Annotated in this window: 13 protein-coding genes and 2 pseudogenes; 8 read left to right on the top strand and 7 right to left on the bottom strand. The window is 62.6% G+C overall.

Annotation, left to right across the window (positions count from 1 at the left end):
• Window positions 1-3 precede the first annotated feature (3 nt).
• The gene (gene rpsP, locus PSH80_RS05280; protein ID WP_003175899.1) at window positions 4-255 is read right to left on the bottom strand and encodes a 30S ribosomal protein S16; all 252 of its coding nucleotides are present in this window, start codon (window positions 253-255) and stop codon (window positions 4-6) included.
• Window positions 256-505: 250 nt separating this feature from the next.
• On the bottom strand, window positions 506-1,882 hold the full coding sequence (ffh, locus tag PSH80_RS05275; RefSeq protein WP_029296179.1) for a signal recognition particle protein: 1,377 nt from the start codon (window positions 1,880-1,882) through the stop codon (window positions 506-508).
• Window positions 1,883-2,115: 233 nt separating this feature from the next.
• On the opposite strand from ffh, the gene PSH80_RS05270 reads away from it, so the two are divergent.
• The 3 genes and pseudogenes from PSH80_RS05270 (at window position 2,116) to PSH80_RS05260 (ending at window position 5,837) form a co-directional block, all read left to right on the top strand.
• Entirely contained in the window at window positions 2,116-2,928 is an 813-nt protein-coding gene (locus tag PSH80_RS05270) for an inner membrane protein YpjD (protein WP_057437993.1), read from the top strand.
• A gap of 12 nt (window positions 2,929-2,940) precedes the next feature.
• Window positions 2,941-4,180: pseudogene (locus PSH80_RS05265) on the top strand (transporter associated domain-containing protein).
• 346 nt (window positions 4,181-4,526) lie between these two features.
• Window positions 4,527-5,837, top strand: coding sequence for an MFS transporter (locus tag PSH80_RS05260; RefSeq protein ID WP_029296174.1), 1,311 nt, complete (start codon window positions 4,527-4,529; stop codon window positions 5,835-5,837).
• Window positions 5,838-5,915: 78 nt separating this feature from the next.
• On the opposite strand, the gene purT is transcribed toward PSH80_RS05260, so the two are convergent.
• The 5 genes from purT to PSH80_RS05235 all read right to left on the bottom strand — a co-directional run bounded on the left by purT (window position 5,916) and on the right by PSH80_RS05235 (window position 9,152).
• Window positions 5,916-7,097 carry a formate-dependent phosphoribosylglycinamide formyltransferase gene (gene purT / locus PSH80_RS05255; protein WP_057437989.1) on the bottom strand — a complete coding sequence of 394 codons (1,182 nt, stop codon included), beginning with the start codon at window positions 7,095-7,097 and terminating at the stop codon, window positions 5,916-5,918.
• Between the two features lie 69 nt (window positions 7,098-7,166).
• Entirely contained in the window at window positions 7,167-7,634 is a 468-nt protein-coding gene (locus tag PSH80_RS05250; protein ID WP_029296170.1) for a VUT family protein, read from the bottom strand.
• A 143-nt stretch (window positions 7,635-7,777) separates the two neighbouring features.
• Window positions 7,778-7,993 (bottom strand): DUF1289 domain-containing protein, encoded by a 216-nt coding sequence (locus PSH80_RS05245; protein WP_057437987.1) that lies wholly within the window; start codon window positions 7,991-7,993, stop codon window positions 7,778-7,780.
• Window positions 7,990-8,514 carry a gamma carbonic anhydrase family protein gene (locus PSH80_RS05240; RefSeq protein ID WP_186626222.1) on the bottom strand — a complete coding sequence of 175 codons (525 nt, stop codon included), beginning with the start codon at window positions 8,512-8,514 and terminating at the stop codon, window positions 7,990-7,992. Before PSH80_RS05240 ends, PSH80_RS05245 begins: the two co-directional genes overlap by 4 nt.
• A gap of 35 nt (window positions 8,515-8,549) precedes the next feature.
• Window positions 8,550-9,152 (bottom strand): CoA pyrophosphatase, encoded by a 603-nt coding sequence (locus PSH80_RS05235; RefSeq protein ID WP_057959545.1) that lies wholly within the window; start codon window positions 9,150-9,152, stop codon window positions 8,550-8,552.
• Window positions 9,153-9,298: 146 nt separating this feature from the next.
• On the opposite strand from PSH80_RS05235, the gene PSH80_RS05230 reads away from it, so the two are divergent.
• From PSH80_RS05230 to PSH80_RS05210, 5 genes and pseudogenes are all read left to right on the top strand, one after another.
• A complete protein-coding gene (locus PSH80_RS05230) occupies window positions 9,299-9,847 on the top strand; it encodes an NUDIX hydrolase (RefSeq protein ID WP_200660296.1) in 549 nt (182 codons plus the stop codon).
• Window positions 9,848-9,882: 35 nt separating this feature from the next.
• Window positions 9,883-10,386 carry a murein L,D-transpeptidase family protein gene (locus PSH80_RS05225; protein WP_057437979.1) on the top strand — a complete coding sequence of 168 codons (504 nt, stop codon included), beginning with the start codon at window positions 9,883-9,885 and terminating at the stop codon, window positions 10,384-10,386.
• Window positions 10,387-10,647: 261 nt separating this feature from the next.
• The gene (locus PSH80_RS05220; RefSeq protein ID WP_057959542.1) at window positions 10,648-11,406 is read left to right on the top strand and encodes a GntR family transcriptional regulator; all 759 of its coding nucleotides are present in this window, start codon (window positions 10,648-10,650) and stop codon (window positions 11,404-11,406) included.
• Window positions 11,407-11,415: 9 nt separating this feature from the next.
• The gene (gene nagA, locus PSH80_RS05215; protein WP_128593884.1) at window positions 11,416-12,522 is read left to right on the top strand and encodes an N-acetylglucosamine-6-phosphate deacetylase; all 1,107 of its coding nucleotides are present in this window, start codon (window positions 11,416-11,418) and stop codon (window positions 12,520-12,522) included.
• Window positions 12,515-13,521 (top strand): annotated as a pseudogene (locus tag PSH80_RS05210) (SIS domain-containing protein). Before nagA ends, PSH80_RS05210 begins: the two are co-directional and overlap by 8 nt.
• Window positions 13,522-13,527 lie beyond the last annotated feature (6 nt).

Here is a 13,527-nt window from a genome sequence, read left to right as displayed (position 1 = left end):
TGCTCAGGCTGCGGCCTTAGCCGAGTCCTTCAACAACTTGGCAACACGCTCGGAAGGCTGTGCACCAACGCTCAGCCAGTAGGCTACGCGCTCTTGGTTCACGGACAGACGAACTTCTTGACCACGAGCAACAGGATTGAAGAAACCAACCTGTTCCTTGTGCGAACCGTCGCGCGGGTTGCGGCTGTCGGTTACGGTCAAGTGGTAAAACGGGCGCTTTTTGGAGCCGCCAAGGGCAAGACGGATTGTTAGCATGTGAACATCGTTCCTGTAGTCGGTGCTGCAAATCTAAATGCACAGCGGGCATGGGTGCCCGAAAGGCCGCATATTCTAAGGAATATCCGGACTTTTGCAAATGTCTTTTTCCGGCGCCTGACCGCGGGCCATTCAGATCTGCTATAGAGCCGTCGGTTAAAACGGCGAGTCAGCTCCCGCCAACGGCGGGTTTGCTGGAGATCCCACATCCTTGTGGGTCTGCGCAAGAGCAAGCCCTTGCGCGAATTCTTTACATCTTCGGCATGCCACGGCCGGGCATCATACCGCCCATGCCGCGCATCATTTTGGCCATGCCGCCTTTGGCGGAGAATTTCTTCATCATCTTTTGCATCTGCTTGTGCTGCTTGATCAAGCGACCGATGTCCTGCACCTGGGTGCCGGAACCCATGGCAATCCGACGTTTGCGCGAACCACTGATCAGCTCAGGGTCGCGGCGCTCGGCCGGGGTCATGGAGTTGATGATGGCTTCCATCTGCTTGAACTGCTTCTCTGCCGCACCCTGGGCATTGCCCATTTGCGCCAGGTTCACACCGCCGATGTTCGGCAGCTTGTCCATCAGGCCGCCGAGGCCGCCCATGTTCTTCATCTGTTGCAGCTGATCGCGGAAGTCTTCGAGGTCGAAGCCCTTGCCCTTTTTCAGCTTCTTGGCCAGTTTGTCGGCCTTGTCCTTGTCGAGGGTCTGCTCGGCCTGCTCGATCAGGCTGAGCACGTCGCCCATGCCGAGGATCCGCGAGGCAATCCGCTCAGGGTGGAACGGCTCGAGCGCTTCGGTCTTCTCGCCCATACCGATGAACTTGATCGGCTTGCCGGTGATTGCGCGCACCGACAGTGCGGCACCGCCACGGGCATCACCGTCGACCTTGGTCAGGATCACGCCGGTCAGCGGCAGGGCATCACCAAAGGCCTTGGCGGTGTTCGCCGCGTCCTGGCCGGTCATGGCATCGACCACGAACAGGGTTTCTACCGGGTTGATCGCGGCATGCAGCGCCTTGATCTCGCCCATCATCTCTTCGTCGATGTGCAGGCGACCGGCGGTATCGACGATCACCACGTCGATGAACTTGAGCTTGGCTTCTTTAATGGCAGCGTTGGCGATGTCGACCGGCTTCTGGCTCAGGTCGGACGGGAAAAAGGTCACGCCGATTTCACCGGCGAGCATTTCCAGCTGCTTGATCGCGGCCGGACGGTACACGTCCGCCGACACCACCATCACGGATTTTTTCTTGCGCTCTTTAAGGAAGCGCGCCAGCTTGGCAGCGGTGGTGGTCTTGCCCGCCCCCTGCAAACCGGCCATCAACACCACGGCCGGCGGCACGGCGCTGAGGTTCAGGTCTTCGTTGGCCGCACCCATCAGGCTTTCGAGCTCGGCCTGGACGACCTTCACAAAGGCCTGGCCCGGCGTCAGGCTGCGGGACACTTCAGTGCCGACCGCACGCTCCTTGACCGAGTTGACGAAATCCTTGACCACAGGCAAGGCAACGTCGGCTTCGAGCAACGCCATGCGCACTTCGCGCAGGGTGTCTTTAATATTGTCCTCGGTCAGCTTGGCCTTGCCGGTGACATGGCGCAGCGTCTGCGAGAGACGGTCAGTCAAGTTTTCAAACATGCGCGATCCTTTCAGGCCCTATTCATCGAAGTGCATCGGTAGACCGAGGTAATGGCGGCCCAGGCTGTGTAAATCGCTATTAAAAACAGCGCTTGGCGAGCCTGCGGCGTGGGCAGGTCGCGGATTATAGCGAAGACTGCCGTCATGCACACCCGCTGTCTGGCCCGCTGGTCTTTCGTGGAACGCAGGTGTGTGCCAAACTCATCGGCTTTCGGGCTTGCCTAACAGGATTTATGCTCCCTTTGTCACCCAGTTTGCTACCCAGTCTCGCCGCCGCACTCTTGTATGCCGCTGCGACCCTCTACCAGGGCACCCGTCTGGCCCAACGCGCCAGGGCGGACAAACGCCTGCTGGCCGGCCTCGGCGTGTTCGCCTTGCTGGCCCACGCTGCCAGCCTGTTCACCCACCTGATGACACCAGTGGGCCTGGGCCTGGATTTTTTCAGCGCCGCCAGCCTGATTGCCGCTGCGGTCATTGCCTTGACGCTGCTGGCCTGCGCGCGGATCCCGGTGGAGAACCTGCTGTTGCTGCTCTTCCCCCTGGGGATGCTGACGGTGCTGCTGGCGCAATTTGCCCCCACCGGCACGGTGCAGGTGATCGACGAGGAGCCGGGCATCCTCGCGCATATCCTGCTGTCGATCCTGGCCTACGGCATGTTCACCATCGCCGTGTTCCAGGCGTTGCTGCTGCTCTTGCAGGACCACCAGCTCAAGCACAAGCACCCTTCCGGGCTGATCAAGAACTTCCCGCCGCTGCAGACCATGGAAAGCCTGCTGTTCGGTTTCCTCTGGGCCGGCTGGACGCTGCTGTCGCTGTCGCTGATTTCCGGCTGGCTGTTCGTCGAGAACCTGTTCGCCCAGCACCTGGTGCACAAAACCCTGCTGGCGTGCCTGGCCTGGGTGGTGTTCAGCGTGCTGCTGTGGGGCCGCAATCGCCTGGGCTGGCGCGGGCACAAGGCGATCCGCTGGACCCTGGCCGGCTTCTGCCTGCTGATGCTGGCGTATTTCGGCAGCAAGCTGGTTCGCGAATTCATCCTGCATATCTGACGGGCGGCAATCATGCACAACTTGCCCCTTGAGCCGATGCTCGCGGTAGTCGCGCTGCTGGTCTTGTGGTCGGCGCTGTTTACCGCCATCGAGGCGGCCCAGCACCATTTGCTGGCCCTGCGCCCCGGTACGCGGCAGGGCGACAAGGCCGCCGCCCGCCTCAACTTCCCGCGCAACAGCCTGATCCTGTGCAACACCCTGTGCCGCGCGGTGGTGGTGATTCTGTGCACCCTGCTGGCGATCTATGCCTGGGGCCGAAAACGGTCCCTGGCTGGGTTGGCTGGTCTCCAGCGGGCTGTTGCTGGTGCTGGCCGACTACCTGCCGCGCACCCTCGCCACCCGCTATCCGCACGCGGTGCTGGGGTTTGGCAATACGCTGCTGGGTGTGCCGCTGAAAATCCTCTATCCCCTGGCCTGGCTGCTCAATGGCCTCAGCCTGCTGTTGCTGCGCCCTTTCGAACGCAAGTCGGGGATCGTCAAGAAAAGCGACGAGCCACAGAGCGACCCGTCCGACGAGCAAGCCTCAGACGCGAACGACGACCCTCGGCCGGGTATGCCGGGTATCCACGCCCTGGACAACATTACCGTCAATGACATCCTGGTGCCGCGCAGCGAAGTCGATGGCATCAACCTCGACGACCCTATCGAGGAGATCATCGAACAACTGCGCAGCTCCAAGCGCACGCGGCTGCCGGTGTTCCACAGCGATATCAACCAGGTCGAGGCGGTGCTCAACACCCGGCAGATCCAGCACCTGCTGCCCGATGCCAGCCTGACCAAGGAAGCCCTGCTCGCAGCCTGCCACGAGCCGTACTTCGTCCCGGAAAGCACGCCGCTGCAACTGCAATTGCTCAACTTCCACAAGCAGCAACGCCGCCTGGGCATGGTGGTGGACGAATACGGCGAAGTGCTGGGCATCGTCACCCTGGAAGACATTCTGGAAGAGATCGTCGGCGAATTCGAAAGCGAGCAGAGCCTGGATAACCCGCTGATCCAGCCCCAGCCTGACGGCCGCTATGTGATCGACGGTGCCGTATCGATCCGCGAGCTGAACAAGTGCCTGGGCTGGCACCTGCCTAGCGACGGTCCCAAGACCCTCAACGGCCTGGTGACCGAAGCGCTGGAGACCATTCCCGATTGCTCGGTGTGCGTGAAGATCGGCCGTTATCGCCTGGAAATCCTCGAAACTGAAGACAATCGGGTGAGCAAGGTGTTGATCTGGCATATCGGCTCAGCGCCGATTGCCACCTGACTCACGGTGGACAAGCCCTTGTGGAAGCGGGCTTGCCCGCGATAGCCTCACCTCAGTGTCACTGATACCCCGAGGCGCCCGCTTCTCCCACATTTGATCTTTTCAGCCCCTAAGACCGCGCTCCAGCCCTTGTTTGCAGCGCAACCCCCTTCCTATAATCAATCGCGCTTACCCAAGCCCTGCCCGACCGCGTGCTATCCGCACTGAGCGTGTCCAGGCACCGCAACCCCGTGTCTGACCGGTACCCGCTCCCATCCCGAGCCAACGCCGCGCACTGCCCTGATCCATGGGTGCAAGACCAATAATAATCCGCGCCAAGCGCGCAATGACCATCAGGGATACCTCAATGAGCACCACCTATAACGAGGCCGCTCCCGCCGCCCCGACCAACTCGACCAGCCGGGTCGCCACCGCGAGCATCATCGGCACCGCCATCGAGTTCTACGACTTCTATATCTACGCCACGGCCGCCGCGCTGGTGATCGGCCCGGTGTTCTTCCCGCAGAGTTCCGGCACCGCGCAGATGCTGGCGGCGTTCCTGACCTTCGGTATCGCCTTTATCGCGCGGCCACTGGGTTCGGCGCTGTTCGGCCACTTCGGTGACCGCATCGGGCGCAAGTCGACGCTGGTGGCCTCCTTGCTGCTGATGGGCGTGTGCACCACCCTGATCGGCCTGTTGCCGGGTTACGACACCATTGGTGCCTGGGCCCCGATCCTGTTGTGCGTGCTGCGTTTCGGCCAAGGCCTGGGGCTGGGCGGGGAATGGGGCGGCGCCGCGCTGCTGGCCACCGAGAACGCGCCCAAGGGCAAGCGTGCCTGGTTCGGCATGTTCCCGCAGCTGGGGCCTTCCATTGGCTTTTTGGCGGCCAATGGGCTGTTCCTGATCCTGGCGATGAACCTGGACGATGAACAATTCCGTAGTTGGGGCTGGCGTATTCCGTTCCTGCTCAGCGCCGCGCTGGTGATGGTGGGCCTGTATGCGCGCCTCAAACTGCATGAAACCCCGGTGTTCGCCAACGCCGTGGCCAAGGAAAAACCAGTAAAAGTGCCGCTGGTGGAGCTGTTCAGCCAGCATTGGTTGCAAGTGCTGCTGGGCGCGGCCGCGATGGTGGTGTGCTATGCGCTGTTCTATATCACCACGGCGTTTTCCCTGAGCTATGGCGTGAGCACCCTGGGCTACAGCCGCGAAACCTTCCTCGCCCTGCTGTGCTTTGCCGTGTTGTTCATGGGCGCGGCCACGCCGCTGGCAGCCCTGGCCAGTGACCGCTATGGGCGCAAGCCGGTGTTGATCGTCGGTGCGGTGCTGGCGATTCTGTCGGGTTTCACCATGGAACCATTGCTGACCCACGGCTCGACCTGGGCCGTGGCGCTGTTCCTGTGCCTGGAACTGTTCCTGATGGGCGTGACCTTTGCGCCGATGGGGGCGTTGTTGCCGGAACTGTTTCCGACACGCGTGCGTTATACCGGGGCGTCGGCGGCGTATAACCTGGGCGGGATTGTCGGGGCTTCGGCCGCACCGTTTTTCGCGACCAAACTGGTGGCGATGGGTGGGCTGAGTTATGTCGGCGGGTATGTGTCGGCGGCAGCGTTGCTCAGTTTGATTGCGGTGCTGTGCCTGAAAGAGACGCGGGATAACGATTTGAACAAGGTCGCCTGATAGAGCGCTATCGCGGGCAAACCCGCTCCCACACTGGAACGCCTTCCACATGTGGGAGCGGGCTTGCCCGCGATGCTTTTACAGCTCTACAACCACCGCTTGAGAGGCACGGGTCGCCTTGGCCCGGGCAGCCTCGATCGACTCATCCCGCGCCAACGCCACGCCCATGCGGCGCTGGCCATTCACTTCCGGTTTGCCGAATAGACGCAGTGCGGTATCCGGCTCGCTCAGGGCCGCGCCGAGGTTGGCGAACGCCGTCTGGGTCGATTGCCCCTCCACCAGAATCACCGCCGAAGCCGAAGGCCCGAACTGGCGGATCAATGGGATCGGCAGGCCAAGAATCGCCCGCGCGTGCAGGGCAAACTGCGACAAGTCCTGGGAAATCAGGGTCACCAGCCCGGTGTCGTGAGGGCGCGGCGAGACTTCGCTGAACCACACCTGGTCGCCCTTGATAAACAGCTCGACCCCAAACAGACCACGACCACCCAGGGCCTCGGTCACGGCTTTGGCGACGCGCTCGGATTCGGCCAGGGCCGCCGGGCTCATGGCCTGGGGCTGCCAGGATTCCTGGTAGTCGCCCTTCTCCTGACGATGCCCCACAGGCGCGCAGAAGGTGGTGCCACCGACGTGACGCACGGTCAGCAGGGTGATTTCGTAGTCGAAGTCGATAAACCCTTCGATGATCACCCGACCTTTACCTGCACGCCCGCCTTCCTGGGCGTAGTCCCAGGCTTTCTGCACGTCATCGGCGCTACGCAACAGGCTCTGGCCCTTGCCCGACGAACTCATCACCGGCTTGACCACGCAGGGGAAGCCGAGGTCTTCGACGGCCTTGCGGTAGTCTTCCACGGTGTCGGCAAAATGGTACGGCGAGGTCGGCAGGTCCAGCTCTTCAGCGGCCAGGCGGCGGATGCCTTCACGGTTCATGGTCAACAGCGCCGCACGGGCTGTGGGGATCACGGTAAAACCTTCAGCCTCCAGTTCCACCAGGGTGCCGGTGGCAATGGCTTCGATTTCCGGGACGATGAAGTGCGGCTTTTCCGCCTCGATCACCGCACGCAGGGCTGCGCCGTCGAGCATGTTGATCACGTGGCTGCGATGCGCCACCTGCATGGCCGGCGCGTTGGCGTAGCGATCCACGGCAATCACTTCAACGCCCAGGCGCTGCAGCTCAATTACCACTTCCTTGCCCAGCTCACCGCAGCCACACATCAATACGCGGGTCGCGGTTGGCGACAATGGAGTTCCGATTCGGGTCATCTCAGGTCCTCAGGGGAGCGGATCAGGGGGAGAAAGGCCGGCATTTTACATGAACGGCGGGCATTGGCCTCAGTTGGCGACGCGCTGGCGCCGCAAACGCCAGGCCATGGCCAGCCACACCACGGTGACCCCGGCAAATTTCGAGGCCAGGGCGGTACCGACCACCGCCGGCGTCAACGCGCCGATCAGGCCAAAAAAGATAAAGGTATCGAGGGGAATGCTCAGCGCCGAGCTGATCCACAGCCGGTCATGCAACGGGCGCTTGGTGATGCTGAAGACCAGCCAGTCGATGCACTCGGAGACCGCGAACGCCGTGGCGCTGGCCAGGGCGATGGACGGATCGGAGGTGATGTAGGACAGCACCAGCGCCGCGAGCATGGCGATAATCGCCCCGTGGCCGAAGCGCGTTTGCACCATGTCCCGCAGGATAAACACCAGGCCACCCCAGGCGGACCAGATGACATCCAGGTGCGGGGCGGTGGAAAAGGCGAAGTTGATCAGCACGACGCTGCTGATATAGGCGATCAGGAAGAGCATGGGGCGAGGGACCTGTGGGTAATGCGCACAGGGTACACAATTAAAGGGATGTCGTCTGGTGGGGCCTCATCGCAGGCAAGCCAGCTCCCACATTGGAATGCATTTCAAAATGAGGGAGCTGGCTTGCCTGCGATAGCGCCCTGTCAGGCGCCAGATTTCCCAGGAATCATCCACAACACCCCACTGGCCTTAGCCCGCTCATGACATAACCCCAGCACCACCCGGCGCTCGGCGTTGTCCATGCGGCTCCAACGGGTGATTTCGTCGACATTACGCTGGCAACCGGTGCAGATATCGTCGTCATCCAGCGCACAAATGCTCACGCAGGGCGAGGCGACGGGGCGTTCAACCGGGTTCATTCCGGCTGCTCGACCAGGTCACGGGCGTAGCGCTGAGAGTTATGCACATAGTGCGCAGCACTGGCCTCCAGCATGTTCTTCTGTTGCTCGGTCAATTCCCGCACCACCTTGCCGGGGGAGCCCATTACCAGCGAGCCATCAGGGATTTCCTTGCCTTCGCCGATCAACGAATTGGCGCCGATGATGCAGTGCCGGCCAATCTTGGCGCCGTTGAGGATCACCGCATTGATGCCAATCAGGCTGTAGTCGCCGACGGTACAGCCATGCAGCATGGCGTTATGCCCCACCGTCACACCGGTGCCCAGGGTCAGCGGGTAGCCCATGTCTGTGTGCATCACGCTGCCGTCCTGCACGTTGCTGTTCTTGCCGATCAGGATCAGTTCGTTGTCGCCACGCAACACCGCGTTGAACCAGACGTTGGCGCCCTCCTCCAGCTTGACCTTACCCACCAGCGTGGCATTGGGGGCTACCCAGCTGTGTGGATGTGTCTCGACGCGGGCATCGCCCAGGCGGTATTTCATGGTCTTCCCTCACGGCTTGCCATTCAAACGATGGCTTAAGTATTGATAAAGCTTTTCGGCGGACGGTGCAGGCTGATGTCGGCATCGTCATAGAGCAGGTTGATCAACTCGACGATCATGATCGCCGTCAGGCCCCAGATCTTGTATTCACCAAAGCGATAGCTGGGCACGTACCAACTGCGGCCCTGGTAGTCGATACGGTGGGTGTGCTCACGCGGGTCCTGGCGGAAAAACTCCAGGGGCACGCTGAATACGGCGGCAATCTCGGCATCGTTGGCCAGGTATTCGACATAGTCGGGGATCACACCCACATACGGGGTCACGCGGATGCCGTGCAGGGAGATCAGGGGGCTCAAGGGCCCGATCACTTCCACCAGGCCCGGTGGCAGGCCGATTTCCTCTTCGGCCTCGCGCAGCGCGGTGAACACCAGGTCCGGGTCTTCGGGGTCACGGCGCCCACCCGGAAACGCCACTTCGCCGCCATGGGTCGACAGGCCGCTGGCACGCAGGGTCAGGATCAGCTCGGGTTCGTCACTGCGGGTAATCGGCACCAGCACGGCGGCCTCGGGGAAACGGCTGTCAGTTTCCAGCGTGCGTGGCGTGTGATTGGTTACCCGGCGAAGTAGCTCGTCCAGCATGAGTCATCTCGATCTGTTGGCTACCTTGCATCATGCACCAAAGCGTACGGGTGCCCAACCCCAAAACCCCGGCCGTGTCGCTAAACGACAACTTGCAGGCCACTGCCCTGCACGCCAAGATAGGCGCAGTCCCCAGGAACCCAAGCATGAACTTCTGCAGCCAGTGCGGTAAACCGGTCATCCAGCGCATTCCCGAAGGCGACGCGCGCCTGCGTTATGTGTGTGACCACTGTCAGACCATTCACTATCAGAATCCCAATATCGTCGCCGGCACCCTGCCCGTCTGGGGCAACCAAGTGCTGCTGTGCCGGCGCGCCATCGAGCCGCGCCTGGGCTACTGGACCCTGCCGGCAGGTTTTATGGAAAACGGCGAGACCGTGGAACAGGGCGCAATGCGCGAAACCCTCGAAGAAGCCTGCGCCAGGGTGCGCAACCTGACGATCTACACGCTGATCGACGTACCGCACATCAGCCAGGTGCATATCTTCTACCGCGCCGAACTGATCGGCCTGGACTTTGCCGCCGGCCCCGAGAGCCTGGAAGTCAAACTGTTCGATGAAGCGGACATCCCTTGGTCCGACCTGGCTTTCCGCACGGTACGGCGTACCCTAGAATGCTTTTTCGCCGACCGTCGGCAACAGGTGTTTCCCGTGCGCAGCGAATCGGTGCCACCCTTGACTCACCCTGCACAATAACAATCGAAGGTCACCGTCAAAGGGATACCGCTGCAATGCGTTGGTTGCTTGCTCTGCTCTGCCTGTCGTTCGTCACCCTGTCGTCAGCCACCACCCTGCAAACCCTGGGCGGTAAAACCGTCGATAAGATCCTGGTGCTCAAGTCCGCCCATCAGTTGCAACTGATCCACGACGGCAAACCGCTGAAGACCTACCGCATCTCCCTGGGCAAGAACCCCAAGGGCCACAAGCTGATCGAAGGCGACCGCCGCACCCCGGAAGGCTTCTACTGGATCGACTGGCGCAAGACCAGCGACCGTTTCAACCTGTCCATGCATATCTCCTACCCCAATATCAGCGATGCCGCCCGCGCCCGCCGCGAAGGGGTCAAGCCCGGCAGCATGATCATGATCCACGGCACGCCAGACAGTGAGGAGTATCCGGAACAGTGGTTCCACACCCTGGACTGGACCGACGGCTGCATCGGCATGCGCAATGTCGACATGCGCGAAGTGTGGAACCTGGTCAAGGACGGCACGATGATCGAGATCCGTCCGTAACTTCGACCGTTGGTAAAATAATTCAAAAAAAACCTGCCTCTGCCACAGCCCCTGCCGGTGAATACCATTTCATCGGCGGGGGCTGTGCGTTTCTGCGCGCGACAAAGACCTCTCTAATACCACTTGATACCACCCCCTGAAAAAGTGCCCTGCAAGCCGGTTCCGCACGCTTTTGGCGGCATTGACATGGTATTTAAGTGGTATTAATTTCCGGCCATTACCGGGCGACAACACTCCAATAACGCATCGGAAACCCTACAGATGAATCCCATCCAGACCCTGCGTCCTGACGACCGACAATCCACGCCGTTGTACCTGCAACTGGCCCGCAACCTCGAAGCGGCGATCCATGCTGGCCAGTGGAAATCCGAGCAGGCCTTGCCCTCGGAGCGTGTGCTCAGCGAGCAGTTGGGTATTTCCCGGGTCACCGCCCGTAAAGCGCTGGAAGTGTTGTTTGCCCAAGGCCTGATCCGCCGCAGCCAGGGCTCTGGCACGTTTATTACGCCACGCCTGGAACAGCCGCTGTCACGCCTCTCGGGGTTCAGCGAAATGCTGCGGCTCAAGGGGTTTGCCCCCAGCTCCCAGTGGCTGGTGCGCGAGATCACCCCGCCGACCCACGAAGAGCTGATCCGCCTGTGCCTGTCGCCCACCGACAAAGTGGCGCGGCTCAAGCGCCTGCGCAAGGCAGATGACACCGTGATGGCCATTGAAATGAGCGCCCTGCCCGCCTCGATCGTGCCCACCCCCCAGGCCATCGGCAGCTCGCTCTACGAATACCTGGAAGGCATCGGCAAACCGGTGGTGCGGGCCCTGCAACATATCCAGGCCATCAACGCCTCGGATGAGTTCGCCGCCCTGGTGGGCATCGCCCCCGGCACCGCCATGCTGCTGATGACCCGGGTCGGCTACACCGCCGACAACACGCCGATCGAAATCACCGACACCTACTGCCGCAACGACTACTACGACTTTGTCGCTGAGCTGCGTAGGTACGACTTTTCCGCCGAACTGCGGCCTTAGAGAACTGCCATGTCCGAAGACAATATCCTCACGCCCCACGGCTGGATGCGCGGCCGCCTGGTGCACCACGAAGGCAAGGTCAGCGCCGTCGAAGGTGTGCCTTGCGACCCGGCCGACAACGACCTGCCCTACCTGCTGCCGGGTTTTATCGACCTGCATGTACACGGCGGCGGCGGCAAGGACATCATGGAAGGCCGCAGTGCCTTCGAGACCATCACCCGCACCCATGTGCGCTTCGGCACCACTTCGCTGCTGGCCACCACCATGACTGCACCGGTCGAGGAAATCTCCCGCGTGCTCGGCGAACTCGGCCAGTTCTGCGAAAACCGTCCAAGCGGCAGCGCCCGGGTGCTGGGGGTGCATCTGGAAGGCCCCTACATCAACCCAGGAAAGCTCGGCGCACAGCCCAACTTTGCCCACACGGCATTGATGGCCGAGGTCGAGGAGTACCTGCGCCTGGCACCGATCCGGGTCATCACCATTGCCCCGGAAATCGCCGGGCATGACGGCCTGATCCGCACCCTCAGCCAACGCGGCGTGCGCATGCAGATCGGCCATACCCTGGGCAGCTATGAAGAAGGCGTCGCAGCGCTGGCCGCCGGCGCCACCAGCTTCACCCACCTGTACAACGCCATGAGCCCGCTGCATCACCGCGAGCCGGGCATCGTCGGTGCCGCACTGGCCCACGCGCAATACGCCGAACTGATCCCGGACCTGTTGCACGTACACCCCGGGGCCATGCGCGTGGCCCTGCGCTCGATTCCCTGCCTGTACTGCGTCACCGACTCCACCGCCGCCGCCGGCATGCCCGACGGCGAATACAAGCTGGGCAGCCACACCGTGACCAAATGCCTGGGCGGCGTACGCCTGGCCGACGGCACCCTGGCCGGCAGCACCCTGACCATGGATCAGGCGCTGCGCAACCTGGTGAAGATCGGCCTGCCCATCAGCGAAGCCTCACAGCGCCTGTCGCAATTTCCTGCGGATTACCTGGGCCTGGAACAACGCGGCCGCCTGCAACCCGGCAGCTTTGCCGACTGCGTGCGCCTGGACCGCTCCCTGCACCTCACCGACGTAATGGTCGAAGGAGAAACCATTGACTTCAAAAATGCTTGAAGAGGCCCTGTCCTCCTGTGAGGCCGTCGCGGCCCAACTGCAATGCCTCGACCCGCTGCTGGCCGAGGTCGCCGGCCGCCTGCGCCGCCAGCCGCCGCAAGTGGCGATGACCGTCGCCCGTGGCAGTTCGGACCACGCCGCCAGTTACTTCGCCTACCTGACCATGCAGCATGTGGGCGTTCCCGTGGCGTCGCTGCCGATGTCGGTGGTGACCCTGGCGCAGGCGCCGCTGAAAGTCAGCGGCCAGGCGGCCTTCGGCTTCTCTCAGTCGGGGCAGAGCCCGGACCTGGTCAACAGCCTGCGCCTGCTGCGCAAGCGCGGGGCCTTGAGTGTGTCGATGGTCAACGCTGAAGACTCGCCCCTGGAAGCCGCCTGCGAATTCCATGTGCCGCTGTGCGCCGGCCCCGAGCGTAGCGTGGCCGCGACCAAGAGTTTTATCGCCACCTTGAGCGCCAGCGCCCAACTGGTCGGGCACTGGAACCAGGAAGACGGCCTGCTCGAAGCTTGCCACGCCCTGCCTGCCGGCCTGCGCGAAGCGGCGACCCAGGATTGGAGCCTGGCCATCGACGCCCTGCGCGACTGCCAGCGCCTGATGGTCATCGGCCGTGGCGCCGGGTTTGCCATCGCTCAGGAAGCCGCGCTCAAGCTCAAGGAAACCTCGGCGATCCAGGCCGAAGCCTTCAGCAGCGCCGAAGTGCGCCACGGGCCGATGGCCTTGATCGACGATAACTACCCGTTGCTGGTGTTCGCCCCGCGCGGCGCCGAACAGCCGGGCCTGCTGAGCCTGGCCACGGAAATGCGCCAGCGCGGGGCTCGGGTGCTGTGGCCCGCCCGACGATATCGCCGAACGCGACCCTGACCCTCAGCCGCGCCGAACACCGGCCTGGACCCGATCCTGGCAATCCAGAGCTTCTACGTGATGGCCGCCGGCCTGGCGCAGGCCCGGGGCATGGACCCGGACCAGCCCGCCACCTGAGCAAAGTCACTCGCACCCACTGAGTTGAT

It is taken from the genome of Pseudomonas sp. FP818, from assembly GCF_030687335.1.
GTDB lineage: Bacteria > Pseudomonadota > Gammaproteobacteria > Pseudomonadales > Pseudomonadaceae > Aquipseudomonas > Aquipseudomonas shahriarae.
The sequence above is the reverse complement of the archived record's forward strand: the minus strand, read 5'-3'. Positions and strand labels throughout refer to the sequence as shown.